Source organism: Roseovarius nubinhibens ISM (assembly GCF_000152625.1).
Taxonomy (GTDB): Bacteria; Pseudomonadota; Alphaproteobacteria; order Rhodobacterales; family Rhodobacteraceae; genus Roseovarius; species Roseovarius nubinhibens.
The window spans coordinates 3306646-3332872 of sequence record NZ_CH724156.1 but is presented as its reverse complement, the minus strand read 5'-3'; the positions used below and the strand labels follow the sequence as shown (position 1 = coordinate 3332872).

The 26227-nt window shown below is 62.8% G+C and carries 27 protein-coding genes and 2 tRNA genes; 24 read left to right on the top strand and 5 right to left on the bottom strand.

All coding sequences use genetic code 11. The annotated features are described in order from the left end of the window. The first annotated feature begins 23 nt into the window (after positions 1–23). Together ISM_RS16030 and ISM_RS16025 are read left to right on the top strand one after the other, a co-directional pair. Positions 24–290 carry an acyl carrier protein gene (locus ISM_RS16030; protein ID WP_009815248.1) on the top strand — a complete coding sequence of 89 codons (267 nt, stop codon included), beginning with the start codon at positions 24–26 and terminating at the stop codon, positions 288–290. Next, positions 287–1498 (top strand): beta-ketoacyl-[acyl-carrier-protein] synthase family protein, encoded by a 1212-nt coding sequence (locus tag ISM_RS16025; protein ID WP_009815247.1) that lies wholly within the window; start codon positions 287–289, stop codon positions 1496–1498. The genes ISM_RS16030 and ISM_RS16025 overlap by 4 nt, the downstream gene beginning before the upstream one ends. Before the next feature lie 141 nt (positions 1499–1639). Here the strand turns inward: ISM_RS16025 and ISM_RS16020 are convergent, their stop codons facing one another. Continuing rightward, entirely contained in the window at positions 1640–2314 is a 675-nt protein-coding gene (locus ISM_RS16020; RefSeq protein WP_009815246.1) for an invasion associated locus B family protein, read from the bottom strand. Positions 2315–2825: 511 nt separating this feature from the next. Here ISM_RS16020 and ISM_RS16015 point away from each other — a divergent pair. From ISM_RS16015 to ISM_RS15980, 7 genes are all read left to right on the top strand, one after another. Further along, positions 2826–4397 (top strand): helicase HerA-like domain-containing protein, encoded by a 1572-nt coding sequence (locus ISM_RS16015; protein WP_009815245.1) that lies wholly within the window; start codon positions 2826–2828, stop codon positions 4395–4397. 248 nt (positions 4398–4645) lie between these two features. Then, positions 4646–5218: an HU family DNA-binding protein gene (locus ISM_RS18050; RefSeq protein WP_009815244.1), complete on the top strand. Its 573-nt coding sequence runs from the start codon at positions 4646–4648 to the stop codon at positions 5216–5218. An 18-nt stretch (positions 5219–5236) separates the two neighbouring features. Next, a tRNA-Val gene (locus tag ISM_RS16000) sits at positions 5237–5311 on the top strand. A gap of 293 nt (positions 5312–5604) precedes the next feature. Then, a complete protein-coding gene (locus tag ISM_RS15995; RefSeq protein WP_009815243.1) occupies positions 5605–6177 on the top strand; it encodes a toxin-activating lysine-acyltransferase in 573 nt (190 codons plus the stop codon). Between the two features lie 40 nt (positions 6178–6217). Continuing rightward, on the top strand, positions 6218–7081 hold the full coding sequence (locus ISM_RS15990; protein WP_009815242.1) for a hypothetical protein: 864 nt from the start codon (positions 6218–6220) through the stop codon (positions 7079–7081). Between the two features lie 19 nt (positions 7082–7100). Continuing rightward, a complete protein-coding gene (locus ISM_RS15985) occupies positions 7101–7424 on the top strand; it encodes a beta-barrel domain-containing protein (RefSeq protein ID WP_476705463.1) in 324 nt (107 codons plus the stop codon). 92 nt (positions 7425–7516) lie between these two features. Beyond that, positions 7517–8191, top strand: a complete 675-nt coding sequence (locus ISM_RS15980) for an imm11 family protein (protein ID WP_009815240.1) — start codon at positions 7517–7519, stop codon at positions 8189–8191. Positions 8192–8478: 287 nt separating this feature from the next. On the opposite strand, the gene ISM_RS15975 is transcribed toward ISM_RS15980, so the two are convergent. Further along, a tRNA-Ser gene (locus ISM_RS15975) sits at positions 8479–8568 on the bottom strand. Positions 8569–8736: 168 nt separating this feature from the next. Here ISM_RS15975 and ISM_RS15970 point away from each other — a divergent pair. From ISM_RS15970 to ISM_RS15930, 9 genes are all read left to right on the top strand, one after another. Next, a complete protein-coding gene (locus ISM_RS15970; RefSeq protein WP_009815239.1) occupies positions 8737–9594 on the top strand; it encodes a DUF2059 domain-containing protein in 858 nt (285 codons plus the stop codon). Beyond that, entirely contained in the window at positions 9591–10424 is an 834-nt protein-coding gene (locus ISM_RS15965) for a DUF2059 domain-containing protein (RefSeq protein ID WP_009815238.1), read from the top strand. Before ISM_RS15970 ends, ISM_RS15965 begins: the two co-directional genes overlap by 4 nt. A 219-nt stretch (positions 10425–10643) precedes the next feature. Beyond that, positions 10644–11303, top strand: coding sequence for a 50S ribosomal protein L21 (locus tag ISM_RS15960; protein WP_040618162.1), 660 nt, complete (start codon positions 10644–10646; stop codon positions 11301–11303). An 11-nt stretch (positions 11304–11314) separates the two neighbouring features. Beyond that, positions 11315–11584 carry a 50S ribosomal protein L27 gene (gene rpmA / locus ISM_RS15955; RefSeq protein ID WP_009815236.1) on the top strand — a complete coding sequence of 90 codons (270 nt, stop codon included), beginning with the start codon at positions 11315–11317 and terminating at the stop codon, positions 11582–11584. Between the two features lie 97 nt (positions 11585–11681). Continuing rightward, on the top strand, positions 11682–12287 hold the full coding sequence (locus tag ISM_RS15950; RefSeq protein ID WP_009815235.1) for a LysE family translocator: 606 nt from the start codon (positions 11682–11684) through the stop codon (positions 12285–12287). Next, complete coding sequence (locus ISM_RS15945) at positions 12284–12823, top strand: GNAT family N-acetyltransferase (protein ID WP_009815234.1); 540 nt, start codon at positions 12284–12286, stop codon at positions 12821–12823. The genes ISM_RS15950 and ISM_RS15945 overlap by 4 nt, the downstream gene beginning before the upstream one ends. Before the next feature lie 38 nt (positions 12824–12861). After that, positions 12862–13911, top strand: coding sequence for a GTPase ObgE (gene obgE / locus ISM_RS15940; RefSeq protein ID WP_009815233.1), 1050 nt, complete (start codon positions 12862–12864; stop codon positions 13909–13911). Next, a complete protein-coding gene (gene proB / locus ISM_RS15935) occupies positions 13899–15005 on the top strand; it encodes a glutamate 5-kinase (protein ID WP_009815232.1) in 1107 nt (368 codons plus the stop codon). The genes obgE and proB overlap by 13 nt, the downstream gene beginning before the upstream one ends. A 38-nt stretch (positions 15006–15043) precedes the next feature. Beyond that, positions 15044–16309, top strand: coding sequence for a glutamate-5-semialdehyde dehydrogenase (locus ISM_RS15930; RefSeq protein ID WP_009815231.1), 1266 nt, complete (start codon positions 15044–15046; stop codon positions 16307–16309). Here ISM_RS15930 and ISM_RS15925 read toward each other — a convergent pair. Beyond that, positions 16306–16902 carry a histidine phosphotransferase family protein gene (locus ISM_RS15925; RefSeq protein WP_040618161.1) on the bottom strand — a complete coding sequence of 199 codons (597 nt, stop codon included), beginning with the start codon at positions 16900–16902 and terminating at the stop codon, positions 16306–16308. The genes ISM_RS15930 and ISM_RS15925 overlap by 4 nt on opposite strands. Before the next feature lie 29 nt (positions 16903–16931). Here ISM_RS15925 and ISM_RS18045 point away from each other — a divergent pair, with 29 nt between their 5' ends. From ISM_RS18045 to olsA, 3 genes are all read left to right on the top strand, one after another. Continuing rightward, positions 16932–17135, top strand: coding sequence for a DUF3553 domain-containing protein (locus ISM_RS18045; RefSeq protein ID WP_083780941.1), 204 nt, complete (start codon positions 16932–16934; stop codon positions 17133–17135). A 158-nt stretch (positions 17136–17293) separates the two neighbouring features. After that, positions 17294–18058: an L-ornithine N(alpha)-acyltransferase gene (gene olsB / locus ISM_RS15920; RefSeq protein ID WP_083780940.1), complete on the top strand. Its 765-nt coding sequence runs from the start codon at positions 17294–17296 to the stop codon at positions 18056–18058. Continuing rightward, positions 18055–18891, top strand: coding sequence for a lyso-ornithine lipid O-acyltransferase (gene olsA, locus ISM_RS15915; protein ID WP_009815227.1), 837 nt, complete (start codon positions 18055–18057; stop codon positions 18889–18891). Before olsB ends, olsA begins: the two co-directional genes overlap by 4 nt. Before the next feature lie 114 nt (positions 18892–19005). Here the strand turns inward: olsA and ISM_RS15910 are convergent, their stop codons facing one another. Continuing rightward, complete coding sequence (locus ISM_RS15910) at positions 19006–19626, bottom strand: thiamine phosphate synthase (protein WP_009815226.1); 621 nt, start codon at positions 19624–19626, stop codon at positions 19006–19008. A 187-nt stretch (positions 19627–19813) separates the two neighbouring features. On the opposite strand from ISM_RS15910, the gene ISM_RS15905 reads away from it, so the two are divergent. The 3 genes from ISM_RS15905 (at position 19814) to ISM_RS15895 (ending at position 23259) form a co-directional block, all read left to right on the top strand. Next, positions 19814–20557 (top strand): RNA methyltransferase, encoded by a 744-nt coding sequence (locus ISM_RS15905; protein ID WP_040618160.1) that lies wholly within the window; start codon positions 19814–19816, stop codon positions 20555–20557. Positions 20558–20630: 73 nt separating this feature from the next. Beyond that, positions 20631–21776: a heme A synthase gene (ctaA, locus tag ISM_RS15900; RefSeq protein ID WP_009815224.1), complete on the top strand. Its 1146-nt coding sequence runs from the start codon at positions 20631–20633 to the stop codon at positions 21774–21776. 1 nt (position 21777) lies between these two features. Further along, entirely contained in the window at positions 21778–23259 is a 1482-nt protein-coding gene (locus ISM_RS15895; protein WP_009815223.1) for a carboxypeptidase M32, read from the top strand. 83 nt (positions 23260–23342) lie between these two features. Here the strand turns inward: ISM_RS15895 and gyrA are convergent, their stop codons facing one another. Beyond that, positions 23343–26099 carry a DNA gyrase subunit A gene (gyrA, locus tag ISM_RS15890; RefSeq protein WP_420806193.1) on the bottom strand — a complete coding sequence of 919 codons (2757 nt, stop codon included), beginning with the start codon at positions 26097–26099 and terminating at the stop codon, positions 23343–23345. Between the last annotated feature and the right edge of the window lie 128 nt (positions 26100–26227).

The window sequence follows — 26227 nt, the reverse complement described above, 5'->3', positions numbered from 1 at the left end:
AGGCGCGCCGGAGGGCAGTTGATATGACCAAGAACATTCAAGACCGTGTGATCGAGATCATCGCTGAACAGGCTGTGCTGGAGCCATCGGATGTGACGATGGAGAGCACGCTCGAAGATCTGGGGATCGACAGTCTCGGGCTGGTGGAGAGCATCTTTGCCATTGAAGAGGCCTTTGACATCACCGTGCCCTTCAATGCGAATGAGCCCACCGAGAGCGATTTCGATATTTCCAGCGTGGCGACCATCGTTGCCGGGATCGAGAAACTGGTCGCGGAACAGCATTCGTGAAGCGGGTCGTCATCACAGGCGCGGGCACGATCAACGCGCTTGCGCATGACGTGCCCGGCACGCTCGAAGCGATGCGCGAGGGGCGCTGTGGCATTGGCGAGCTCGAGCTGCGCGATGTCGAGCGGCTCGGTATTCGGATCGGCGGGCAGGTCAAGGATTTCGAGCCGGAAGAGATGTTCAATCGCCAGCAGATGGCGCTGTTCGACCGGTTCACCCAGTTTACCCTTGTGGCGGCGCGCGAGGCGATTGCGCAATCGGGGCTCACCTTTGATGGTGAGCTGGCGACCCGGTCGGGCGTTGTGCTCGGCAATTCGGGCGGCGGGATGACCACGCTCGATGAGAATTACCGCTCGGTCTATGAAGAGGGCAAGAACCGCATTCACCCCTTCGTGGTGCCGAAGCTCATGAACAATGCCGCCGCGAGCCATGTGGCGATGCAGTATAATCTCATGGGGCCGAGCTTTACCGTCTCGACCGCCTGTTCCTCGTCCAATCACGCGATGGCGCAGGCGTTTCAGATGGTGCATGGCGGGGCCTGCCCGGTGATGGTCACTGGCGGCTCTGAATCGATCCTCTGCTTTGGTGGGGTGAAGGCCTGGGAAGGGCTGCGCGTCATGTCGCGCGACGCCTGCCGGCCGTTCTCGGCCAATCGCAACGGCATGGTGCAGGGCGAGGGGGCCGGCATCTTTGTCTTTGAGGAATATGAGCATGCGCGTGCGCGCGGCGCCGAGATCCTCGCCGAAGTCATCGGCTATGCCATGACCTCGGATGCCTCGGATATTGTCATGCCCTCCAAGCAAGGCGCGGCGCGGGCGATTTCCGGCGCGATGCGCGATGCCAAGGTCAATGCCGAAGAGGTGGGCTATATCAACGCCCATGGCACCGGCACGGCGGCGAATGACAAGACCGAATGCGCCGCGGTGGCGGATGTGTTCGGGCATCATGCCGACAATCTGCTCATGTCCTCGACCAAGTCGATGCATGGTCATGTGATCGGCGGGACCGGCGCGATCGAGCTTTTGGCATGTATCATGGCGCTGCGCGACGGGATCGTGGCGCCCACCATCGGCTATCAGGAGCCGGACCCGGAATGTGCGCTCGATGTCGTGCCGAACGAGGCGCGCGAGGCCAAGATCGACGTGGCGCTGAGCAATGCCTTTGCCTTTGGCGGGCTGAACGCGGTTCTGGCGCTGCGCCGGGTGGCGTGAGGCAGGGCTCAGGCCGCCAACCCGTAGGCCGCTAACCCGTAGGCCGTCAATCCGTAGGCCGTCAATCCGAGCCTCTGACATGAAAAAAACCCCCGGGCCGGATGGCGCGGGGGTTTCTTGTTTTCCGGGGTCTGCGAGAGATCAGTTCTGGATCACGCTGACCGCGTCAAAGGCTTTGGTGAAGCCCGAGAGCGAGGCGTCGATCGCCACTTTCTGATCGGGGGCCTGGGCCGGGGTGATGGTCACGATGGCCTTGGCGCCGCGTTTGAACGCGTCCACATCCGCCTGGGTCAGGCCGATCTGCGCGGTGCAGCCGGTCTGGCTGCAGAAGCGGAACGGATAGCTCTTGGCCTTGGCGCCATCGACGCCGATCTTGAGTTCGGCGGTGAGCAGGGTGAAGAGCGGCACGGTCACGGTCGCACCGGCCACGGCAGGGCCGCCGTCCTTGATGCGGAAGATCGCAAACTCGGCAATCGGGTTGCCCTGCTGTTCCTTGAGAAGCTGGAACATCTGGCAGGGGTCTTCTTCGCCTTCCGAGCGGAAGCAGCGCATTTGCCAGTCGCCGATGGTTTCCTTGATATAGGTCGGCTCTTCCTGGGTTTCGCGGCCCATGTCGAGGTTGGAGGGCTTTTCGCCGGCCTCGGCCGTGTCCTGATCGGTGGCGGTGCCCGAGGTGTCGGTTCCTGCGTCCTGACCTTGTGTTTCGGCTGCGGTGGCTTCGGCGGCGGTGGTGTCGGTCGTCGTCTCTTGTGCGAACACAGGTGCAGTGCCGATCAGCAATGCGCTCAGCGTTGTCATCGAAAGCGTCTTCAGCATATTTTCCCCATCAAATCAGGTTCGGATTGGTCTTGGGCGCTCTATCATGCCGCGCCATTCTTGTCAGGAGTTAATGCCAGCCCCGCCAGCAGTTCAAGGCAGAAATCCGCCGCTGTGCCGACCCTGCGCCCCTCTGCGTAAGGGGTTTGGCCGGGGTCGAATGCCGGTTGCATGTGGTGCAACAGCTTTGGGTTGTAACCCGCCAAAAAGAAAAAGGAACCTTGCGGCTCCTTTCTCGATTCTCTCCCTGCCGGACTGGCCGACTTAGTTTGTGATGCCGACGCTAGGACAGATGCGACAAATCGTCAACAGGCAAAAATGTGTCTTTTTGCGGCGCGATAGTCACAGCCTGGTCCGGCGATGGCTCTGGCGAAAAAAGGCCGCATCCGAAGATGCGGCCAGTCTGACAGGGAGGAAGTCTGTCCGATCCCAAGAGGACATGTGGCATCGGACGCATTTCATACTGGCAGGGAAAGGTTAAGTTAGTATGTTTGGACCGTCGCAACAGGGAATGCAGGGGTATCACGTGGCAGATCAGGTCTTTATCGGCGGGGGCGGGCCCGACTATGGCACCGCGCAGGGGCTGCGGCTCGATTATGCCAACCGGCACGGGTTGATCGCGGGGGCCACGGGGACCGGCAAGACGGTGACCTTGCAGATCCTGGCCGAAGGGTTTTCCGCCGCCGGGGTGCCGGTGTTCCTGTCGGATGTGAAGGGCGATCTGTCGGGGCTGGCGGCCTCTGGGAGCGTCGATCACAAGCTGCATCAGGCCTTTACCAAACGGGCGGCGACGATCGGGTTTGACACGTTCAGCTATAGCGCCTTTCCGGTTACCTTCTGGGATCTCTATGGCGCGTCTGGCCATCCGGTGCGCACCACGGTGGCCGAGATGGGGCCTTTGCTGCTCAGCCGGTTGATGGAGCTCAGCGAGGCGCAGGAAGGCATCATGAACATCGCCTTTCGGATCGCCGATGAGGAGGGGATGCCGCTTCTGGATCTCAAGGATCTGCAGGCGCTTCTGGTCTGGGTCGGCGAGAACCGCGAGGCGATTTCGCTGCGCTATGGCAATGTCTCGACCCAGTCTGTCGGGGCCATTCAGCGACAGCTCTTGGTGCTCGAAAATCAGGGCGGCAACGCGTTTTTCGGCGAGCCGGCGCTGGAGCTTGCGGATCTGATGCAGGTGACGCCCGAGGGGCAGGGGCGGATCAATATCCTCGCCGCTGACAAGCTCATGGGCGCGCCGCGGCTCTATGCGACCTTCCTGCTGTGGCTCTTGTCCGAGCTCTTTGAAACGCTGCCCGAGGTGGGCGATCCGGACAAGCCCAAGCTCGTGTTTTTCTTTGACGAGGCGCATCTTCTCTTTGATGACGCGCCCAAGGCGCTGGTGGAAAAAGTCGAGCAAGTCGCGCGGCTTATCCGGTCCAAAGGGGTGGGTGTCTATTTCATCACGCAGAACCCTGATGATGTGCCCGAGGATATTCTCGGCCAGCTCGGCAACCGGGTGCAGCATGCGCTGCGCGCCTTTACCGCGCGGGATCGCAAGGCGCTCAAACGGGCGGCAGAGACCTATCGCCCCAATGCGCGGTTCGACACTGCGGATGCCATTCGCGATGTCGGGGTTGGCGAGGCGGTGACCTCGATGCTGGCCGAAAAGGGCGTGCCGGGGGTGGTCGAGCGGACGCTGATCCGGCCGCCGTCGTCGCAGCTCGGCCCGATCAGTGATGCGGCGCGGGCGCAGGTGATCGCGGGCTCGCCGGTGGCGGGGAAATACGAGACGGTGGTCGATCGGGTCTCGGCCTTCGAGATGCTCAAGGCGCGGGCCGAAGAGGCGGCGCGCGAGGCGGATGCGGCAGAGGCGCAGGCCGAAGAGCAGACGGTGGCCGAGCGCGAGTTCAACGCGGGCCGTCGCTATGCCGGGCAGCGGGTCGGGCGATCCAGCTCGGGGCGCAGCACGCGGACCGAGGATGGTATCGGCAGCTCTATCGGCAAGGCGATCACGGGGATGGTGATCAAGGAGCTCAAGGGCACCACCGGACGACGGATCGTGCGGGGGATTCTGGGCGGGCTCTTCAAGGGGCGCTAGGGGCTGGATGGCCCCGAAATGCCACGTCGGTAATCTGTCGGTATTGCGACGGTATCACGACAGTGCGCGATTTGGGCTGGGCCTGGCTTAGGTGTAAGGCGGTTTTTGTGCGCGATCTCACGGAAGGCGCGGCGCGCGTGGCCATCTCTGCGAAATTGCGAGGGCGCGGGGCTCTCGCAACAAATTGATGGTTTCGATACGGTTTGGGCGGTATCGTCACCTCAGAGCAAAACAAGAGGCGAAGAAACATGACAGGCCGGACCACCCGCAAATCATCCGCCAAGACTGCGCGCAAATCCGCATCGAAAGCGGGCAAAGCCGCCAAGCCAGCCGCCAAGCCAGCGGCGGCCAAGACTGACGCCAAGGTGTCCGCACCTCTGGCCTCGGTGACGCCGCCGCCCTCCGTGGCGCCGCCGGCCGCTGTGGCGAAACCCTCGACCTCGCATGTGCCGGCACCGCCCGCCGCCAAGATCGCCAGCCCGGTGAAGCCACCGGTGGCCTCTGTGGTGCAGCCGACCGAGACCACGCAGGTCACGGCCGGGGACGGCGGGCCGCAGCTCAAGAAGCAGGAGCTGTTCAAGAAGACGGCGGATCGGTCGGGGATCAAGAAGAACCAGGTGAAGCCCGCCATCGAGGCGGCGCTCGAGGTGATTGGCGAGGCGCTCGCGCAGGGGCGCGAGATCAATTTGCCGCCGCTGGGCAAGATCAAGCAGAACCGCGTCAAGGACAGCGCCGGGGCCCGGATCATCATCGCGAAAATACGTCAGGCCAAGCCGAATGAAAAAGATGACAAAGAGACGGTTGCAGACGACGCCGAGTAGCGCTAAAGAGCGGCGCACGGGTGATTAGCTCAGTGGTAGAGCGCTTCGTTCACATCGAAGATGTCAGGAGTTCGAATCTCTTATCACCCACCATTTTTCCTGATGGCTGACTGAAACGGGCTGTGCTGCGGGTTTGCGGCGCGCCTGGTTTGGAATTTGGCGATTCCCCGGATCTGGCTCTGCGCTTTTGACGAGCTTTTTGACGGCGGCGATCACAGGTTAACGCTCACCATTCACAGAACTGCGCCGTGCAGGGCATGCGAATGTGCGTATATTTTAGTAGAATAATCTTAGGGTTGAAGACATTTCAAATTGTCTTGATCCTGCGGCGTGGCCTGTGATCTACATCGGTTGTGTATTGTTAACGAGTAACCCGTGGAGCGCATTTGACCAAATCGGCCAATCCAAAACCCGAGCCTGACAGTTCCTCAGAAATCGATCCCGAAATCATTGTCAAGATTGCCCAGCTGCGCGTGCAGATGCGCGAGAGCTTTGGCAAGGTGGTGATGGCGATGATGGCGCTGCCGCGCTATCGGCATCAGACGCTTGCCGATCTGCAGCATCTGGTGCTCGACCCGCTGATCCGCGACCGGCTCGCCATTGCCTATCCGGCGGACAAGGAGCGCGGCGATCTTGCCGATATCAGCGGCCTCGCGATCTGGGCCAGCGTGTCGGAAGAAGTCGATGCCAAGATCCGCGAGCAAATTCGCAATGGCGTCTGGCCGCTGCGCCTCAAGCCCGAGGATTGGACGAGCGGCGAGACCAATTGGCTCATCGATGTGATCGCGCAGGACCGCAAGATCACCGCCAGCGTGCTCGCCAATTTCAAACAGGTGGTGAAAGAGGGCGACCTGCGCCTGCATCCGATCATCGGCCGTCTGGTGGACAAAGAGACGCTGGAAAAGATGGGCGCGTCGCAGGCCAATGCGGCTGAAAAACCTGTGAGAACTCCAGCCTAATCCGACAAATCGCCTACGTGCCAATACTCAAAGGTTCCCTATGAAGAAAGTGTTGATTGCGATCACCTTCTTGATGGTTGGATATATGGTCATTGCCATGTGGTGGCCGCCCCGTCCCAGCCCGTTGTTCATCCCCCCGGTGACGCTTGCCGATGGGTCCGTCGAATATCAGCTGATCGACCGGGGCGCGGATGATGTGCGCGGCACTGAGGATGACCCGGTTTGGGTGCTGCGCTTTCCAAAGGGCATGTATGTAAGTAATCCAGATCTGTTGCGGACTGAAGAACAGATTGAGCAGAACCCGGCTTGGAAAAACAACTGGAACCTGTCTTTTTCGGTGAAGCTGCCTGACCTTGCGCTGGTCGAGAACCCGTATGATGAGCCAAAACATTCGATCCTGCGTGTTGCCCTGAATGCGCTGCCGGTCATTTACGGATCAGGGCAGTATATCGAGCCCGAGCTGTCGTTTTCCTCCAACATCGACAAATACGCACGCTTCATCTGCCGACCTGGTCGTGAGGTGTTTCCGGGTATCTTCCTGCTGCGCGCGCCAAATGACACCGAGATTCAGGCTGCCGAAACCGAGCTGCGGTCAAGGGGGCTGGGGTCGCATCCAGGCAAATACTCCTACCTGCGCGGCTGTTCGGTGGGAAAAGAAGACAGCGACCGGTATGTGATCTACGACAGATCCGGCGCGATATTGGGCAGTGCAAGCTGCTTCGCGCATGCGAAAGCTGCAGGAGGAGCACTCTGCGGGGCCCGCATTTGGTTGCCCCAAAACAGGGATGCTTTGCTGAGTTTTCATGGGCAGCACCTTCGCGACATCCAGGACATCTACACCAAGGTGGTCGCGTTGCTTTCCGCGGCAACCGACTATGACAAGTCTCGGAATTTGAGCCAATAGTGAGTTTAACCATGACCGAATTTGCATTGCCGCCAAGACATTTGTTGAAAGAAGAGTTCATACAAAGCTGCGGTTTCCGGCGTTCAACGCGCGCACCATGCCCGAGCTCTCTGGTCAGGTGGCGGATATTTCGCCCAGTTCGGTGATGGATGAGGTGACCGGCCAACATTATTTTCGCGTGACCGTGGAGGTCACGGCGGAGGAGCTTGGCCGCTTGGGGGATCGTGAGTTGGTGCCCGGCATGCCGGTGGAGGCCTATGTGCAGACCGGGGAGCGCACGGTTCTGAGCTATCTGGTGAAGCCGTTTGAAGAGCAGCTCATGCAAGCCTTTCGCGAGGAATAGAGCGCCGGGGGAGCAATCATGCGCCGTCTGGGGGCGGGGAAAACAATGTTCTCTTAGCTTTGGCCAAAGAGAAAAAATCGTGGAGACGCAACATGGTCTATGGGTTTGACAACTCGGCAAGCTTTGGAAAATTTCTCCCGGATGCTGACATGCCGGGCTATTGGGAGCATCTTGAGCAGCGCTTTAACGAAATGTCGGCCAACGGGGCGACTACGCATGAGTTTTTTCCACAGTTTAAATCGGCATTCATCGATGACTGCCTTGGAGGTTTGCTACCGATAGACGAGGATCTGTTGCCGAAAATTTTTGTGCTGGCGAAACCATATAAGAGTTTGGGTGATGTCATCCTTCTAGGACTGGGTATTGCTGTCACCGAACGATTAAGGGACGTAATCGAGAGACTAGAGCCAGGACGGCATCAGTTTCGACCGATCACGATCAAACAGCCCTCGGGGGCGGAGTTTCCAGACACGTATTTTACGCTTCGGGTCCTGACGCAACTGGACGCTTGGGATCGGGAAAAAAGCGATCCGGATTGCTGGGAAAGATCTATCCGAATCGAAAAGATGAAACGCCCCAAGAAAACCTATGCACATGGGATCGCGATGTCGCGCAGCGTGATCGGGGATCACCATATCTGGCGGGGGCTTGTCACGCCCGAGACTGGCATTTCAGGGTTTAACTTCTACGTGTCGGACCGTTTGAAAGCCGCCATTGACGAAGCGGGTTTGATAACGTCGCCATTCTATCAGTTGAAAGAAGTATAGGGGGCGCGTCACCCTCGACCGACCTAAGAGGCGCGGCCAGATGGCGCGAGGCGATCGCGGCGCACCATATCTGGCGAGAGAAACCTTCGATGTGGAGGGGATCTGCTGGCTGAGCAGATACGGTCGCCCGAAATCGGCGGGAGAGTGCCTATGGGCGTCGGGCGGGCGCGCGCGACAGATGGGCGGGTGCGGCTCGGACCTGCCTGATGTCGCGTCCAGAGGGCGGCCTGATCGTTATGCCGGCCCAGGGGCTGGGCGGATTAATTTTTAATCATTTCAGGGGATAGTGGCGGAGAGACAGGGATTCGAACCCTGGGAACCCGTAAAGGCTCAACGGTTTTCGAGACCGCCCCGTTCGACCACTCCGGCACCTCTCCGCGGGGGTCTGTGGGGGGCGTTTAATTGCCTTTGTCCGGGGTGGCAAGAGGGATTTGCATTGCGAGTGAAGAGAAATCTCCTAAGTCTGACAGAGACAGTTCCGTTTCGACACAGACCAGAGGTGCGTTATGACAATGAACCCTTCCCATATCAGGCCGTTTGCCCGGATGCGTCAGCTGCGTCAGGCGGGATTGGCGGCGCTGACCGCGCCGATGCTGGTGTTTGGCGTGGCGCCCGCGGTGGGGCTGGGGCTTGGCGCGGGCGCGGCCGTGGCGGCGGAACGGGCGGAGATTCGCGAGTTTCTGCAGGTCACCGGCTTTGACGTGGCGATCACCAGCGTGCAGTCGCAGATGAAGGATGCGCCGGTGATGCTCGGCCTGCCGGAAGAAGAGTTTGCGCAGAATTGGCAGGCCCAGGTGGCGGATCTCTATGAGGAGGCCAAGCTGCAGGATCTGGCGATGACCATGCTCGAGCCCAATCTCAGCGACAAGATGCGCGAAGAGGCGGTGGCGTTTTACGGCAGTGACCTGGGCCAGCGTCTGGTGGCGGTGGAAAACGCCAGCCATGTCGAAGAGAGCAGCCCCGAGCGGGAGGCCGAGGCCGAGGCGATTCTGAGCGATGTCAGCAAGACGCGGCGGGCAGAGCTGGAGCGGCTGGCCTTTGGCATTGACGCGCAGGGCGTGTCGGCGCGGGCGGTGCAGGATATTCAGGTCCGGTTCCTGATGGCGGCCTCGGAGGCGGGGCTTTTCGAGGTTGAGCTTGACGAAGGCATGTTGCGGGCGCAGATGGCGACGGGCTATGAGGCGCTCCGCGAGGAGCTGCGGGCGGCCAACCTCGCCCATGCGGCGCGGGTCTATCAGGAGTTTTCCGACGAGGAGATCGCGCGCTATGCGGACGCGCTGGCCGAGCCGGAGATGCAAAGGGTCTATGAATTGCTGAATGCCGTTCAATATGAGGTCATGGCGAACCGGCTCGAACGGCTCGCGCCGCGTCTGGCCAAGCTGCGGCAGGGTCAGGAAATTTGACCATTCCCCTCCGGCTGCGTGATCTGAAGGCTGCGGCGCTTGCCGTGGTGCTGTGCCTGCCGGGTGCGGCGCGGGCGGCGGGGGATCTCGATGCGCTCTTGGTGGCGTTGCAGATGGGGGAGACCGCAGCGCTCATGCGCGAAGAGGGTCTGCGCCATGCCGAGGGGTTGGTCTCGGATTATACCGGCGAGCCTGCCGGGGCGGGTTGGACCGCGCTGGTGGGCCGGATTTACGACCAAGCGGCGATGGAAGAGGTGATCGCGCAGGATATGGCGGCGGCGCTCGAGGGGCAGGACCTTGGGCCGATGGTTGCGTTTTTTGAAAGCGCGCGGGGGCAGCGGATTGTCACGCTCGAGCTCGCCGCGCGGCGGGCCTTGATGGCGGAGGGGGCCGAAGAGGCGGCCATTCTGCGCTATGAGCTGGCCGAAGAGGACGGCAAAGAGATCGCGGCGCAGGTCCAGCAGCTCATGGCCGATAGCGATCTGGTGGAGCGCAATGCCTCGGGCATGCTCAACGCCAATCTGATGTTTCTGCGCGGGCTGGCCAGCGGTGGCAGCTATGACGACAGCGAAGAGGCGATGATCCGCGATGTCTGGGCGCAGGAAGAGGATATCCGGCTCGACACGCTGGGTTGGCTCGGCGGCTATCTCATGCTTGCCTATGAGCCCTTGCCGCCCGGGGATCTCGACGCCTATATCGCGTTTTGGCAGGGCACGCCGGGGCGGGCGCTCAATGCGGCGCTCTTTGAGACGTTCAACGGGCTCTATGATCTGCACAGCTTTTTGCTGGGGCGTGGCCTCGCGGAGTTTGTGCGCAGCGAAGAGCTCTGAGCCGGGGCGCGGGGATTTCTGGGCCATGGGGGCGAAAGCCTCGGGAAACGCGCTTGACTTTTGTCTGGCACTCCTCAATAAGCGCGCAACCCGGCGGGCCTTGGCCCGTGCGGGATGTATGACATGACGCTCCGAACGGGGCGCGCTGTTCGAGGTGGCCCAAGGGCCGTGAACACCCGCAAGGGGACCACAGAACGCGGAAACACGAAGGAAGCAAATATGTTTGCGGTTCTCAAAACCGGCGGCAAGCAATACAAGGTTCAATCCGGCGATGTGCTGAAGGTTGAAAAGCTTGCGGCGGATGCCGGTGAAAAAGTTCAATTCAACGAAGTGCTGATGCTGGGCGGCGACAAGCCGGTTCTCGGTGCTCCGCTGGTCGACGGCGCGGCCGTTCAGGCGGAAGTGGTCGATCAGATCAAGGGTGACAAGCTCATCCACTTCGTCAAGCGTCGTCGTAAGCACGGCTCGCAGCGCACCAAAGGTCACCGTCAACAGCTGACCCTGCTGCGCATCACCGACATCCTTGAAAAAGGGGCGGAGAAGAGCGGCGTGAAAGCAGCGATCGGCGCAGGTTCGGTGGCCGGTGTGGCCGTGGCCGCGGCTGAAAAGCCCGCCAAGAAAGCCGAAAAGAAAGCTGAGAAGAAAGCCGACGCTCCCAAGAAGGCCAAAGCGGCCGCGGGTGGCGACGATCTGAAACAGCTGTCGGGCGTTGGCCCCGCGCTGGAGAAGAAGCTGCATGAAGCCGGTGTCACCACCTTTGCCCAGATCGCGGCATGGACCGAGGCGGATGTTGCTGATATGGACGAGAAACTGTCGTTCAAAGGCCGGATCGAGCGTGAAGGCTGGATCGAACAGGCCAAAGAAATGACCAAAGGTTAAGGAGAGAAAGCATGGCACATAAGAAAGCAGGCGGTTCCTCCCGTAACGGTCGCGACTCTGCGGGTCGTCGTCTTGGCGTGAAGAAATACGGCGGCGAAGCTGTCATCCCCGGCAACATCATCATGCGTCAGCGTGGCACCAAGATGTATCCCGGTAATGGCGTCGGCATGGGCAAAGATCACACCATCTTTGCGACCGTCGAAGGCTCTGTGAAATTTCACAAGGGTCTCAAAGGCCGCACCTTTATTTCGGTTCTGCCAGTGGCGGAGGCCGCGGAGTAAGCCGACCTTAAAGGTTTCATGAGACTTGAGGGGGGATCGGCAGAGCCGGTCCCCTTTCTGTTTTCCAACCCCACCCGATTGAAGAAAGACCGTTCAGATGAGCGTCGCCCTTGCCAGTTTCGCGGTCTTCGCCGCCAGTCAGGTCGGTACCCCCGGCCCGGCGAACATGGCGTTGATGGGCACCGGCGCGCGGTTCGGATTTCGGGCGGCGCTGCCTTTCGTGGGCGGTGTGGTGTTGGGAAAGCAGCTGATCATCTGGCCGCTGGGTCTGGGGCTTATGGTCTGGCTGCGCGACTATCCGGTGGTGTTCGGCGCGCTGCGCTGGGCTGCCATCGCCTATATTTTCTGGCTTGCCTGGAAAGTGGCCAACACACGTATCGCGCCGGGGGAAGAGGGCGCGCGCGTGCCGGGGCTGGTGGCGGGGCTTTGGGTGCATCCGCTCAACCCCAAGGCCTGGGCGATGATCATTGGGGGATTTACCAATTTCGTGGACGAAGGGACGTCCGCGATCGAGGCCACGTTTGGCATCGCCTTGGTGCTCTTTTCCTGTCAGCTCGTGCTGCATCCTTTGTGGGCGCTGGCGGGCGATAGGGTGGCGCGGCTGGTTGCCGGAACGCGGGCCGAAACCTATTTGATGTGGACCTTGGCGGCACTGACGGTGCTTTCGGTCCTGTATGTGCTGCTCGGAGGAGGAGAAGCATGATTTTAGAACCTATCACTCAACAAGCCGTCATTGAGACGGAACGCTATCAGCTGCGCCCGTTGCAGGTGTCGGACGCGGGGCTCATTGCGCTGCACACGGGCGATCTGCGCGTGGCGCGCATGACCAGCTCGATCCCGCATCCCTTGCCGCCCGGCACGACGGAGGCCTTTATCGCCCGCTGTCAGTCGGCAGAGCGGAGCGAGGATGCCTGGGCCATTGACGCCACCAAATCGGGCGGTGCCGAGCTGCTTGGAGTGATCGGGCTCAAGCATGTGGATGACGAGGCTTGCGAGCTTGGCTATTGGGTCGCGCCGCAGTTTTGGAACAGCGGCATCGCCTCGGAGGCGGTGCAGGCGCTGATCGAGGTCAATCCGCTGCGCTGCAAGACCTTCTTTGCCACCGTGTTCCAGGGCAATGCCGCCTCGGCGCGGGTGTTGACGAATTGCGGTTTCAAATATCTGGGCGATGCCGAAGGCTATTGCCTGTCGCGGGATGCGACGCTTCCCACATGGACCTATAGTCTCAGACGCGATTGAGGCTTGGCCCCCCTGACACCATCGCGTAAGGACGCGTTATGAAATTTCTAGATCTTGCCAAGGTTTATATTCGCTCGGGCTCCGGCGGGAACGGCTGTATCAGCTTTCGCCGCGAGAAATTTATCGAATATGGCGGCCCGGATGGCGGCGATGGTGGCGGTGGGGGCTCGGTCTGGGCCGAGGCCGTGGATGGGCTCAACACGCTGATTGATTTCCGCTATCAGCAGCATTTCTTCGCCAAGAACGGCCAGCAGGGCATGGGCAACCAGCGCACTGGCAAGGATGGCGACGATATCGTCCTGCGGGTGCCGGCGGGGACCGAATTGCTCGACGAGGATCAGGAGACGGTGATCGCCGACCTGGCCGAGGTGGGCGACCGGGTGCTTTTGGCCAAGGGCGGCAATGGCGGCTTTGGCAACCTGCATTTCAAGACCTCGACCAACCAGGCGCCGCGCCGGGCCAATCCGGGGCAGGAGGGCGTCGAACGCACCATCTGGCTGCGGCTCAAGCTGATTGCCGATGTGGGGCTTCTTGGCCTGCCCAATGCGGGAAAATCGACCTTTCTCGCCGCGACCTCGAATGCGCGACCGAAGATCGCCGATTATCCGTTCACCACGCTGCACCCCAACCTCGGGGTTGTGGGGGTGGATGGCGTCGAGTTTGTGGTCGCCGACATTCCCGGTCTGATCGACGGGGCGAGCGAGGGGCGCGGGCTTGGCGATCTCTTCCTCGGTCATGTGGAGCGCTGTTCGGTGCTCTTGCATTTGGTGGATGCGACGGCGGAGAATGTCGTCGAGGACTATCAGACCATCGTGCGCGAGATCAGCGCCTATGGGCATGTTCTCGCGGAAAAGCCGCGGGTGACCGTGCTCAACAAGAGCGATGCGCTTGGGCCGGAGCTGACCCAGATGGTGCGTGAAGAGCTTGAAGAGGCCATTGGTCAGAAGGTGATGACCATGTCGGGCGTCGCTGGCGAAGGCGTCACCGAGGTTCTGCGGGCGCTGCGCGCCGAGATCGCCGAGGACAAGCTGCGCCAGAAGATCGAGAGCGAAGAAGACGAAGGCGAGACCGGGACATGGCAACCGTAAGCACGGCACGGCGGATCGTCATCAAGATCGGATCGGCGCTGTTGGTGGACCGGGTGAGCGGCGCGTTGCGCGATGCCTGGCTCGGGTCGTTGATCGAGGATGTGGCCTGGCTGCGTAGCAAGGGCGCGGAGGTGGTTCTTGTGTCGTCGGGGTCGATTGCGCTGGGCCGGGCCGAGCTTGGGCTTGGCAATGCGGAGCTGTCGCTCGAACAGAGCCAGGCGGCGGCGGCGGTGGGGCAGATCCGGCTTGCCGGGGCCTATGAGGCCGCGCTCAAATCCCACGGGATCAAGGCGGCGCAGGTGTTGCTCACGCTGGAGGACAGCGAGAACCGGCGGCGCTATCTCAACACGCGGGCGACGCTCGATCAGCTGTTGCGATTGGGTGTGGTGCCCATCGTCAACGAGAATGACACCGTGGCCACCGATGAGATCCGCTATGGCGACAATGACCGGATGGCGGCGCAGGTCGCGGTGACGGCGGGGGCGGATCAGCTCATCCTCCTGAGCGATGTGGATGGGTTCTATTCGGCCAACCCGAATGACGACCCCACGGCCAAGCGGTTCGACGAAATCACCGCCATCACGCCCGAGATCGAGGCGATGGCGGGCGATGCGGGATCGGGGCTCAGCAAGGGCGGGATGAAGACCAAGCTCATGGCGGCGCGCACGGCGATGGCGGCGGGCTGTGACATGGCGATTTCCGAGGGCAGCGTGACCAACCCGGTGCAGGCCATCGAGGGCGGTGCGCCGGTCACATGGTTCCGAGGCCAGGGCGATCCGCAAGCGCGGCGCAAGGCCTGGATCGGTGGCATGAAGCCGCGCGGCCGGATCATCGTGGATGCAGGCGCTGTGGCGGCGCTCGAGGCCGGGAGCAGCCTCTTGCCGGCGGGCGTCAGCGCGATCGAGGGCCGGTTTGGCCGGGGCGATCCGGTGCAGGTGCGGGCGCAGGACGGGCGGGTGCTCGGCCAGGGGCTCACGCGCTATGATGCGGAGGAGGCGGCCAAGATCCTCGGGTTGCGCACCGATGCGATTGCCGAGGCTTTGGGATATGCGGCGCGGGGGGCCTTGATCCACCGCGACGACATGGCATTTTAACACTTGGCCTCTGGGGCCTGCGTGAAAAGGGTAAGGACATGAAGGACATGGATGATATTCCCGCGATGATGCAAGCTCTGGGCCGGTCGGCCCGGGATGCCGCACGAGCGCTGGCCATTGCCCCAGCCGCCCAGAAGACCGCCGCCTTGATGGCCGCCGCCGATGCCGTCTGGGCGCGCCGGGAAGAGATCATCGAGGCCAATGGCAAGGATATGGCCTATGGCCGCGACAAGGGGCTGAGCGACGCGATGCTGGATCGCCTGATGCTCGACGAGGCGCGGATCGAGGGGATCTGTGCCGGGCTGCGGGCCGTGGCGGGGCAGGATGATCCGGTGGGCGAAGTGCTGGCCGAATGGGAGCGTCCCACGGGGCTCAGCATTCGTCGGGTGCGGACGCCGCTGGGCGTGGTGGGCGTGATCTATGAAAGCCGTCCCAATGTCACGGCGGATGCCGGGGCGCTCTGCCTCAAATCGGGCAATGCGGTGATCCTGCGCGGCGGCTCCGAGAGCTTTCACAGCTCGGGCGCGATCCATGGCTGTCTGGTCGAGGGGCTGGTGTCGGCGGGTCTGCCGCAGGAGGCCATTCAGCTCGTCCCGACGCGGGACCGGGCGGCGGTGGCGGAGCTGCTGACCATGACCGATTATGTCGATGTGATCGTGCCGCGCGGGGGCAAGGGGCTTGTCGGTCTCGTGCAGCGCGAGGCGCGGGTGCCGGTCTTTGCCCATCTCGAGGGGATCGTGCATATCTATGTCGATGCCGCCGCCGATCCGAAGATGGCGATGGAGGTCGTGCTCAATGCCAAGACGCGGCGCACGGGGATCTGTGGCGCGGCGGAATGCCTGCTCATCCATCGCGATATTGCCGACACGCTGGGCCGGGATCTCATCGAGATGCTGATCGCCGCCGGGGTTGAGGTGCGCGCGGATGAGGGGCTGTCGGGGATTGCCGGGACAGTGCCTGCGGGCGCGGAGGACTGGGGGCGTGAGTATCTCGACAGTATCATCGCGGCGCGTGTGGTGGATGGGGTGCAAGAAGCGATTGGCCATATTGCGCGCTATGGCTCGAACCACACGGATTGCATCCTGACCGAGGATGCGGCGGCGGTGGAGCTGTTCTTTGCCGAGGTGGACAGTGCCATCGTGATGCACAATGCCTCGACGCAGTTTGCCGATGGCGGCGAATTTGGCATGGGGGCCGAGATTGGCATCGCGACGGGCAAGATGCACGCGCGCGGGCCGGTTGGGGCGGCGCAGCTTACCAGTTTCAAATATCAGGTGACCGGGCGCGGTTCGGTGCGGGCCTAGATCGAGATTTGCGCATGGTCGTCAGTATGTTGCGCGGATAGGTTCAAGTCGTTTCTCTGGGCCGTATGCGGCAGCAGCGCGAATTGGACCTCGGCGGGCGGCAGATCCTCGGGGATCGGGCGGCCGTCGAGAAGCGACCAATAGGGATCATGGGCGCGCAGGCCCTCGGATTGGGTGGTGATCGCCAGCGCCGCGCCATGGGGCGCGACGCGGATCTCGCCGCCATAGGGCAGGCAGCGGTCGAGGCAGAGAATGGCGAGGCAGGCGGCCTTGGCGCGGGGGCGGATCAGCGTCTCTTCGACCTCCCAGGTCACGCGGAGCGGGCCGGGAAAGCAGTGGCGGAGCAGCGATGCCATCTCGGGGGCGCTGACGGCCTGATCCTTGTGCGCAGCGCCAAAGGCCAGACGGAAGAAGCGAATGCGGCTGGTGGCCTGGGCGGCGCTGTCGCGGATCAGGGTGAATTCTGCGCCTTGGGCGCTGTGGGCCAGATCGAGCAATTCGAGCCCGTTGTTGATCGCGCCGACCGGGCTGATCAAATCATGGCAGATGCGGGAGACTATGAGCCCTGAGAGTTTCGCGGTAGTTTGATCCATAAAGTCTTGATCACTAAGGGAATGGGGATATGGCGGGCGGAGATGAATTTCTGGAGCCGGGCATGCGGGTCGAACATCCGCAACAGCCCGATTGGGGCATCGGCGAAGTGCAGTCGAACATCGGCGGGCGGGTCACTGTGAACTTTCCTGAAATAGGGAAAATCGTCATAGAAACCTCCCGTGTCGCATTGCACCCCGTTTTTGATGCCGAGACAAGGTTACCAAAAGGTTAATAGCCCGGTGGGATTAGGGCGGAATTCCGACATTGTGGGCTGTGGGTGACAGAAGGTGCAGGTCAAGACGCGGCTTGCTGCGGGCAAAGGGGCATTGGGTGGGCAAAAACTTTGCTGTATAAGCGTTGAACAGGCCGAGAGCGGGGAGCTAGACCTAGGTGAATGTGACGACACGGCCCGAATTTGAGGTTCGGCTGGCAGATGGGGAAGACGATATCCGAGCCGCGCAGGCCCTACGGTATCGTGTATTCGTTAATGAATTGGGAAGCGACGGGGCCCTGGTCGACCATGAGGCAGGGCTCGAGCGGGATGCGTTCGATGCGCATTGCGATCACCTGCTGCTCATCGACAAGGCGGCGGGGGATGCGGTGGTCGGTGTCTACCGCCTGTTGCAGCGCGCAGGCGCCGAGGCCGCCGGGCAGTTTTATTCCGAGAGCGAATATGATCTCGCGCCGCTGTTAAAATCGGGGCGTAACCTGTTGGAATTGGGGAGGTCGTGCCTCGATCCGGCCTATCGTGGTGGGGCGGCGATGCACCATCTCTGGCAAGGCTTGGCGCAATATGTCGAGGCCAATGAGATCGAGGTTTTGTTCGGCGTTGCGAGCTTTCACGGGACCGATGCCGAGGCGCTGGCCGAGCCTTTATCGCTGCTCTATCACCGGCATCGCGCGCCAGAGGGGCTGCGGCCGCGGGCGGTGAACTATCAGCCGATGGATCTGATGCCAGCGGAAGAGATCGACCGGCGGCGTGCGATGTTGCAGGTGCCGGCGCTGATCAAGGCTTATCTGCGCTTGGGCGGGTTTGTGGGCGATGGCGCCTATGTGGATCACGCGTTCAACACCATTGATGTCTGCCTTATCATGGACACCGAGCGCATGTGCTCGGCGCGAAAAAGCATTTATTCCCGTGAGGTTGCCGAGTGAATGTGACCTGGGACGGGGGCGGCGACGAGACGCCTGTCCGGATCAGCGCGGCGGGCTGGCTGCGGGTTGGGCTGCGGGCGCTGGCGCTGAGCACCATCTTGCTGGCCGGGGTGATCGTGAAGCTGCTGCTGCGGCTGGTTGAGTACCCGATTTTTCGCGAGAAACGCCCGATAACCCCTTGGGTGACAAGGACAGTGTGCCGTCAGGCGCTCTGGGTGATCGGGCTGCGGCTGCGGGTCATTGGGCGGCCGATGAAGATGCGCGGGGCATGGGTGGCTAACCATGCGTCATGGCTCGATATTTTCGTGCTGAATGCGGTCAAGTCGGTCTATTTCGTGTCCAAGGCCGAGGTGGCGGGATGGCCGGGGATCGGGTTCCTGGCGAAGATCACCGGGACGGTGTTTATCGCGCGCGATCCGCGGCAGGCGAAGGCGCAGACGGCGCTGTTCGTTGAGCGGCTCCGGGCGGGGCATCGGTTGGTGTTTTTTCCCGAAGGCACCTCGACGGATGGGTTCCGGGTTTTGCCTTTCAAAACAACGCTCTTTCAGTCGTTCTTTACCGAGGAATTGCGCGGAGAAATGGCCATTCAGCCGGTCAGCGTGGTCTATCATGCGCCGGAGGGCGAAGACCCGAGATTCTATGGCTGGTGGGGCGATATGAGCTTTGGCGCGCATCTGCTCAAGACCCTGTCGGCGGGGCGGCGGGGACGGGTCGAGCTGCGCTATCACAGCCCTGTAAAATTGGCGGATGCGGTGGATCGCAAGGCGCTGGCGCGGGAGCTGGAAGAGGCGGTGCGCGGCGGCATGCCCGAGGCGCGGCGGGTCGCGAGCTAGGCCGTGTTAACCCCGAAAATGCGAGGTCGGTAAGTCGTCGGTATTACGTCGGCAAAGCGACAGTGCGCCAATTTGTGGCAAGGACAGTCCTTGCCACAAGGTGCGCAGGTCGATTTAGCCCATGGCAGCGGCGAGGCGCGACAGTTCGGCGAGCGGGTCGTCGCTGGCCCAGATCTCGTCACCGATGGCGAAGAAATCGGTGACCGGGGCGAGGGCCGCGATGCGTTCGGCGTCGAGCGCGCCTTCGGCCACGACGGGCACTTCGATCATCTGGCTCCACCAGTCGAAGAGCTCATGCTCGGCCTGAGCGCCGTCGCCGAGCGAGGTGACGCCCGCGGGGCCGAAGCTGATGTAATCGGCGCCGGCTTCGCCGGCGGACATGCCGTCATGGCGCGAGGTGCCGCAGAAGGCGCCGACGATGGCGTCGGGGCCGAGGGTCTTGCGCGCCGAGCGGACCGAGCGGGTGCCATCGGTGAGATGGACGCCGTCGAGCCCGAGCCGTTCCACCAGCATCACGTGATTGTCGATGACCAGCGCCACGTCGCGGGGCAGGGTCACTTCGCGGCAGGCATCGGCCACGCGGGCGATGCGGTCTTCATCATGGCTCGCCAGCGCGAGGCGCAGGCAGGCGGTTTCATGCGCGTCGAGCGCCGCCGCGAGCTGATCCGGGAAGCGGGACAGCTCGATCTCGGCGGGGGTGATCAGATAGAGCTTTGGCGTGTCTGGCTCGGCCATGGGAAACCTCTTTTGATTTGGCCCGCTATAGCGGGGAAAACCCTTGCGGTCCATGGGGCTGCGGGCCAGCGGGGCCGGTTTTGCGCGATTTTGGCGCGGTTTGGCCGGTCTCGGCGCGAGTTGCGGCGCGAGAGGGGTTTTCGCCCTTGGCGGATCGGCTTATGACGCAAGCCCAAGGAGACCAGATATGCCAAGCGATACCCCCCAGCCTTCTTTCGTGCTCGTCCGTCCGCAGATGGGCGAGAATATCGGTGCGGCGGCCCGTGCCATGTGGAATTTCGGGCTTGACCGGATGCGGCTCGTGAGCCCGCGTGATGGCTGGCCCAATCCGAAAGCGGTGGCGATGGCGAGCGGCGCCGGGCGTCTGCTCGATGAGGCGCAACTGGTCGAGGATGTGGATGCGGCGGTGGCGGATACGAGTTTCGTCTTTGCCACCACGGCGCGGTCGCGGGAGATGACCAAGCCGGTCTATACGCCCGAAGCCGCGATGAAGCTCGCGGCCGAGAAGATCGCGGGCGGCGAGCGGGTGGCGGTTTTGTTCGGGCCGGAGCGCGCGGGGCTTGAGAATGACGATGTGGCGCGGGCCAATGCGATCATCAACGTGCCGGTCAATCCGCAGTTTGCCTCGCTCAACCTCGCGCAATGTGTGCTGCTGGTGGGCTATGAATGGATGCGCCAGCAGAGTGATGTGGCGCCGGTGCAGGAGGGGCTTGGCGATACGCAATGGGCGTCGCGCGACGAGATTGCCAAGCTCGCCGAGCATTACGAGGAGCGGATGGAAGAGGCGGGGTTCTTCTTTCCCGAGCACAAGGCCGCCAATATGCGCCGCAACCTGCGCAATTTCTGGTCGCGGATGCCGCTCACCCAGGCCGATATCCGGATGATGCATGGGGTGATGCGTCAGATGGTCCGCTGGAAGGACCGTGGTTGACCACGCCATAAGATGGCACAGTATATCCGAGGGGATGCGCGGGCAGAGCCCGGGCCAAGCATGAGGTGACGCGATGAGCGGCAAGCGCAGCATTTTCGAAGAGGTGGGCCAGGATGCGCCCGGGGGGCGTCAGGCGGCGGCCAAGGGCGTGATCGATCGCGGACGCGGCGGCGCGCGGGGCGCGATCCGGGTCTGGCTCATGGGGCTCTTTGCGCTGGTTCTGGCGATGATCGTGGTGGGCGGGTTGACCCGGCTCACCGATAGCGGCCTGTCGATCACCGAATGGCGGCCCATCACCGGCGCGCTGCCGCCGATGAACGCCGCCGATTGGCAGGCGGAATTCGCCAAATATCAGGCGATCCCCGAGTTTCAGATCCAGAACCAATGGATGCAGCTTGAGGATTTCAAATCCATCTATTGGTGGGAATGGGGTCATCGGCAGCTTGGCCGGGTGATCGGGCTGGTTTGGGCGCTTGGCTTTTTCGGCTTTCTGGCGGCGAAGAAAATTCCCACCGGCTGGAGCAAGCGGCTCTTGGGGCTGGGTCTTTTGGGCGGGCTGCAAGGGGCTGTGGGCTGGTGGATGGTGCATTCGGGGCTGCAGGGCAGCATGACCGATGTGGCCTCGTACCGGCTCGCGACGCATCTCGGGCTGGCCTTTGTGATCCTGGGGCTGATCGCGTGGTATGTGATGCTCTTGGGGCGTGAGGAGCGCGAGTTGATGCAGGCGCGGCGCGGCAAGGAGCGCAAGCTCTATGGGATGTCGACGGGGCTTTTGCATTTCGCGTTCCTGCAGATCCTCATCGGGGCGCTGGTGGCCGGGATCGACGCCGGGCGCAGCTATACCGATTGGCCGCTGATGGCGGGGGGCGTGCTGCCGCCCGAGCCTTTCATGATCGAGCCGTGGTGGCGGAATTTCTTTGAAAACCCGGGGCTTGTGCAGTTCATTCACCGGGTGACCGGCTATCTCATCTTTGCCTTTGGCATCGTGGTCTGGCTGCGCGGCCGCAAGAGCGCCCATCGCGCCACGCGGGTGGCGTTTCACGCGGCGTTCATCGCCATGCTCTTGCAGGTGGCGATCGGCATTCACACGGTGATGAGCGGCGCGCCCTGGCATATCGCGATCCTGCATCAGATCCTGGCGGTGGTGTTCTTTGTCCTGATCCTGCGGGCGCGGTTCCTGAGCCTCTATCCGCGGGCGCAATCGGTGCGGGACGCGTAAGATGGGGGCCTATGCGGAGCTGATCGCCTATCAGCGCGAGACCGAGGCGCTGGGCCAGGTGGCTGGGCGGCTGAGCTGGGACCAGGAGACGATGATGCCGCGCGGCGCGGCGGCGCAGCGGGCCGAGGAATCGGCGGCGATGCAGGGCGTTTTGCATGCGCGGCGCAGCGATCCGCGGATTGCCGACTGGTTGGCGGCGGCGGAGGCGGAGCTTGCGCAGGAGGATACGGTCGCGCGGGCGCAGCTGCGCGAGATCCGGCGAGGCTATGAGCGGACGCTCAAGGTGCCGGCGGCGCTGGCCATGGCCTTGGCGCGGGAGACGGCGCTGGCGCAGGGGATCTGGGCCGAGGCGCGGGCCGAGGAGGATGTGGCGCGGTTCTTGCCAGCGCTCTCGGAGGTGCTGCGGCTGCGGCGTGAGGAGGGTGCGGCGCTCGCCGGGGCTGGGGGCGATGCCTATGACGCGCTCTTGCAGGATTATGAGCCGGAGGCGACGGCGGCGGAGCTCGCGGCCATGTTCGGCGCGATGCGGCCGCGTCTCGTGGCGCTGCGCGACAAGGTGCAGGGCGCGGGCGAGGTGCCGGGGCTTTCGGGCGCGTTTGACACAGCGTTGCAGCTTGAGCTCAGCCGGGAGCTGGCGCTGGCCTTTGGCTATGATCTCAACCGGGGGCGGATTGACCGGGCGGTGCATCCGTTTTCCTCGGGCTCGGGGGCGGATGTGCGGATCACCACGCGGACCGATCCGAGCGATCCGTTCAACTGTCTCTATTCGACGATCCATGAGGTGGGACACGCCTGCTATGAACAGGCGGTCGATCCCGATTTCGGGCTGAGCGCGCTGGGCCGGGGCGTGTCGATGGGGGTGCATGAGAGCCAGAGCCGGATCTATGAGAACCAGCTTGGCCGGAGCCGGGCGTTTTGTGGCTGGCTCTATGGCCGGATGCGCGAGAAGTTCGGCGATTTCGGCGTGGCGGATGAAGAGGCGTTTTTCCGCGTCGTGAACCGGCTTGGCCGGGGCTATATCCGGACGGAAGCCGATGAGGTGCAATATAATCTGCACGTGCTGTTGCGCTTCGATCTCGAGCGGGCGCTGGTGGCGGGGGACCTGCTGCCCGGTGATCTGGAGGCGGCGTGGAACGACCGGTTTCAGCGCGATTTCGGCTATGCGGTGCCGAAACCCTCGCAGGGCGTGTTGCAGGATGTGCATTGGTCGGTGGGGCTTTTTGGCTATTTCCCGACCTATAGTCTCGGCAATCTTTATGCGGGGTGTCTGCATGCGGCGTTGCGCCGGGACCTACCTGATCTCGACGCGGATCTGGCGCGGGGCGATCCGTCGCGGGCGACCGGCTGGCTGCGCGAGAAGGTGCAGCGGCACGGGGCGCTTTACGGGCCGCGCGAGGTGATCGAGCGGGCCTGTGGCGCGGCCCCGAGCGAGGCGCCGCTTCTGGAGTATCTCGAAGAGAAATTCACGCCTTTCGCGGGGTGATCCGCGTCCGTTGATGGCCTGAAACGAAAAGCCCCGCCAGGTTGCTGGCGGGGCTTTGGGGTATTTGAAACCAGAAAGAGGGATCAGTCCTGATCGGGGGGGGATTGGTCCTGAGCCTCGGTTTGGTTCTCGGTTTGCGCCTCATCTTCGTCCTCGTCGCCGCGATCGGCGATCCAGGCGACCGAGACCACCTCTTCGTTCTTGCCGGTGTTGAAGACGCGGACGCCGCCGGCGCTGCGCGAGCGGAAGGAGATGCCATCGACGGGGATGCGGATCGACTGGCCCTTGGAGGTGGCGAGCATGACCTGATCGGGCATTTCCACCGGGAAACAGGCGATGATCGGGCCGTTCGACATGGATTTGGTCCAGGCGGTGACGCCGAGACCGCCACGGCCGCGCACCGGGTAGTCATGGCTCGAGCTGAGCTTGCCCGCGCCTTTGGCGGTGATGGTGAGAATGAGATTCTCGACCGCCGACATTTCGGCATAGCGTTCGGGGCTGAGCTGACCTGCGACGGCGGTTTCATCCTCGTCGTCGGAGGCGGCCTCGTCCTCGGTCAGGCCCGCCATCAGGCGGCGCTGCTTGAGATAGGCGACGCGTTCCTCGGAGCTGGCCTCGAAATGGCGGATGACCGACATCGAGACGACCTTGTCCTCGCCCGAGAGGCGGATGCCGCGCACGCCGACTGAATTGCGCGAGTTGAAGACCCGCACATCCGTGGTCGGAAAGCGGATGGCGCGGCCCGAGTTGGTCACCAGCATCACATCATCCTCTTCGGAGCAGATGCGGGCGTTGATCAGGCTCATCCCGGCGTTTTCATCCTCGAATTTCATCGCGATCTTGCCGTTGGATTTCACATTGGTGAAATCCGAGAGCCGGTTGCGGCGCACGGTGCCGGCGTCGGTGGCAAAGACGATCTGCAAATCGTTCCATTCCTCTTCGGGCCGGTCAACGGGCATGATCGCCGCGACAGAAACCCCGGTGGGAATGGGCAGGATGTTGACGATGGCCTTGCCCTTGGCGGTGCGGCCACCCTGCGGCAGGCGCCATGTCTTGAGCTTGTAGGCCATGCCGTCGGTGGTGAAGAACAGAAGCTGGGTATGGGTGTTGGCGACGAAGAGCGTGGTGACCACGTCCTCTTCCTTCGTCTGCATGCCCGAGAGCCCCTTGCCGCCGCGTTTCTGGGCGCGGAAATCGGCCAGCGCGGTGCGTTTGATATAGCCGCCGGAGGTGACCGTCACGACCATCTCTTCGCGCTCGATCAGGTCTTCGTCATCCATGTCACCGGACCAGTCGGTGATCTCGGTGCGGCGCGGCACGGCGAATTGGTCACGGACCTCGCGCAGCTCGTCTGCGATGATCTCCATGATCCGTTCGCGTGAGGCGAGGATGGCGAGATATTCCTTGATCTTGGCGGCGAGCTCTTGCAGCTCGTCGGTGACTTCCTTGACGCCGAGCTGGGTCAGGCGTTGCAGCCGCAACTCGAGAATGGCGCGGGCCTGGGTTTCCGACAGGTTATAGGTGCCGTCGTCATTGGCGCGGTGGGTCGGATCGTCGATCAGCGCGATATATTCGAGGATGTCGCCCGCGGGCCAGCGCCGCTCCATCAGCTTTTGCCTTGCCTCGGCGGCATCGGCAGAGGAGCGGATGGTCGCGACCACCTCGTCGACATTGCTCACCGCGACGGCCAGACCACAGAGGATATGGCTGCGTTCGCGGGCCTTGCGCAGGTCATAGGCAGTGCGACGGGCGACCACCTCTTCGCGGAAGGCGATGAAGGCGGTGAGAAAGCCGCGCAGGGTGAGCTGTTCTGGGCGGCCGCCATTGAGGGCGAGCATGTTGCAGCCAAAGGAGGTCTGCATCGGCGTGAAGCGGAAGAGCTGGTTCAGCACCACTTCGGCGGTGGCGTCGCGCTTGAGCTCGACCACGACGCGGACGCCGTTGCGGTCGCTTTCATCCTGCACATGGGCGATGCCCTCGATGCGTTTCTCGCGGGCGGCTTCGGCGATCTTTTCGATCATCGAGGCCTTGTTCACCTGATAGGGGATTTCGTCGATGACGATGGCCCAGCGGTCGCGGCGGATTTCCTCGACCCGGGTCTTGGCCCGGATGATGACCGAGCCGCGGCCTTCGAGATAGGCCTTTCGTGCGCCGGACCGGCCGAGCATGATGGCGCCGGTGGGGAAATCGGGGCCGGGGACATAATCGATGAGCTCTTCCGAGCTCAGATCCGGATTGTCGATGAGCGCCAGCGTGGCATCCACGACTTCGCCAAGGTTATGCGGCGGGATATTGGTCGCCATGCCGACGGCGATGCCGCCCGCGCCATTGACGAGCATATTGGGGAAACGCGCCGGCAGAACGGTGGGTTCGCGGTCCTTGCCGTCGTAATTGTCCTGAAAATTGACCGTGTCTTTTTCGATATCCGCGAGCAGGGCGCTGGCCGGTTTGTCCATGCGGACCTCGGTATAGCGCATTGCGGCGGCGTTATCGCCATCCATCGAGCCAAAGTTGCCCTGACCGTCGAGCAGCGGCAGCGACATGGAGAAATCCTGCGCCATGCGGACCAGCGCGTCATAGATCGCGCTGTCGCCATGGGGGTGGTATTTACCCATGACATCGCCGACGGGCCGGGCCGATTTGCGATAGGGTTTGTCATGGGTGTTGCCGGTTTCATGCATCGCATAGAGGATGCGCCGGTGCACCGGTTTCAACCCATCGCGCAGATCGGGAATGGCACGGCTGACGATCACCGACATGGCGTAATCGAGGTAGGAGGTCTTCATCTCCTCTTCGATTGTCACGGCCGGACCATCGTAAACCGGGCGCTCGGCGGGAATTTCGTCTGTGTCTTCAGGGGGTTGCGACTTATCGCTCACGTCAGGGCCTGCTGTCTATATATAGTTGATGGGACTATATCAGACCCCGGATGCGGGGTGCAATGGCGCATCACGCCGGGATTTGGCAG

What these genes read in the sequence shown, in the direction of transcription:
- ISM_RS16020 (WP_009815246.1), bottom strand. Translation starts at nt 2,314, where the DNA reads ATGCTGAAGACGCTTTCGATGACAACGCTGAGCGCATTGCTGATCGGC.
- ISM_RS15905 (WP_040618160.1), top strand. Translation starts at nt 19,814, where the DNA reads ATGCCAAGCGATACCCCCCAGCCTTCTTTCGTGCTCGTCCGTCCGCAG.
- ISM_RS15950 (WP_009815235.1), top strand. Translation starts at nt 11,682, where the DNA reads ATGAGCGTCGCCCTTGCCAGTTTCGCGGTCTTCGCCGCCAGTCAGGTC.
- proB (WP_009815232.1), top strand. Translation starts at nt 13,899, where the DNA reads ATGGCAACCGTAAGCACGGCACGGCGGATCGTCATCAAGATCGGATCG.
- ISM_RS15930 (WP_009815231.1), top strand. Translation starts at nt 15,044, where the DNA reads ATGAAGGACATGGATGATATTCCCGCGATGATGCAAGCTCTGGGCCGG.
- ISM_RS15925 (WP_040618161.1), bottom strand. Translation starts at nt 16,902, where the DNA reads ATGGATCAAACTACCGCGAAACTCTCAGGGCTCATAGTCTCCCGCATC.
- ISM_RS15960 (WP_040618162.1), top strand. Translation starts at nt 10,644, where the DNA reads ATGTTTGCGGTTCTCAAAACCGGCGGCAAGCAATACAAGGTTCAATCC.
- ISM_RS15990 (WP_009815242.1), top strand. Translation starts at nt 6,218, where the DNA reads ATGAAGAAAGTGTTGATTGCGATCACCTTCTTGATGGTTGGATATATG.
- ISM_RS15970 (WP_009815239.1), top strand. Translation starts at nt 8,737, where the DNA reads ATGCGTCAGCTGCGTCAGGCGGGATTGGCGGCGCTGACCGCGCCGATG.
- rpmA (WP_009815236.1), top strand. Translation starts at nt 11,315, where the DNA reads ATGGCACATAAGAAAGCAGGCGGTTCCTCCCGTAACGGTCGCGACTCT.
- ISM_RS15895 (WP_009815223.1), top strand. Translation starts at nt 21,778, where the DNA reads ATGGGGGCCTATGCGGAGCTGATCGCCTATCAGCGCGAGACCGAGGCG.
- ISM_RS15945 (WP_009815234.1), top strand. Translation starts at nt 12,284, where the DNA reads ATGATTTTAGAACCTATCACTCAACAAGCCGTCATTGAGACGGAACGC.
- ISM_RS18045 (WP_083780941.1), top strand. Translation starts at nt 16,932, where the DNA reads ATGGCGGGCGGAGATGAATTTCTGGAGCCGGGCATGCGGGTCGAACAT.
- obgE (WP_009815233.1), top strand. Translation starts at nt 12,862, where the DNA reads ATGAAATTTCTAGATCTTGCCAAGGTTTATATTCGCTCGGGCTCCGGC.
- ctaA (WP_009815224.1), top strand. Translation starts at nt 20,631, where the DNA reads ATGAGCGGCAAGCGCAGCATTTTCGAAGAGGTGGGCCAGGATGCGCCC.
- ISM_RS15980 (WP_009815240.1), top strand. Translation starts at nt 7,517, where the DNA reads ATGGTCTATGGGTTTGACAACTCGGCAAGCTTTGGAAAATTTCTCCCG.
- ISM_RS16015 (WP_009815245.1), top strand. Translation starts at nt 2,826, where the DNA reads ATGCAGGGGTATCACGTGGCAGATCAGGTCTTTATCGGCGGGGGCGGG.
- ISM_RS16030 (WP_009815248.1), top strand. Translation starts at nt 24, where the DNA reads ATGACCAAGAACATTCAAGACCGTGTGATCGAGATCATCGCTGAACAG.
- ISM_RS18050 (WP_009815244.1), top strand. Translation starts at nt 4,646, where the DNA reads ATGACAGGCCGGACCACCCGCAAATCATCCGCCAAGACTGCGCGCAAA.
- ISM_RS15910 (WP_009815226.1), bottom strand. Translation starts at nt 19,626, where the DNA reads ATGGCCGAGCCAGACACGCCAAAGCTCTATCTGATCACCCCCGCCGAG.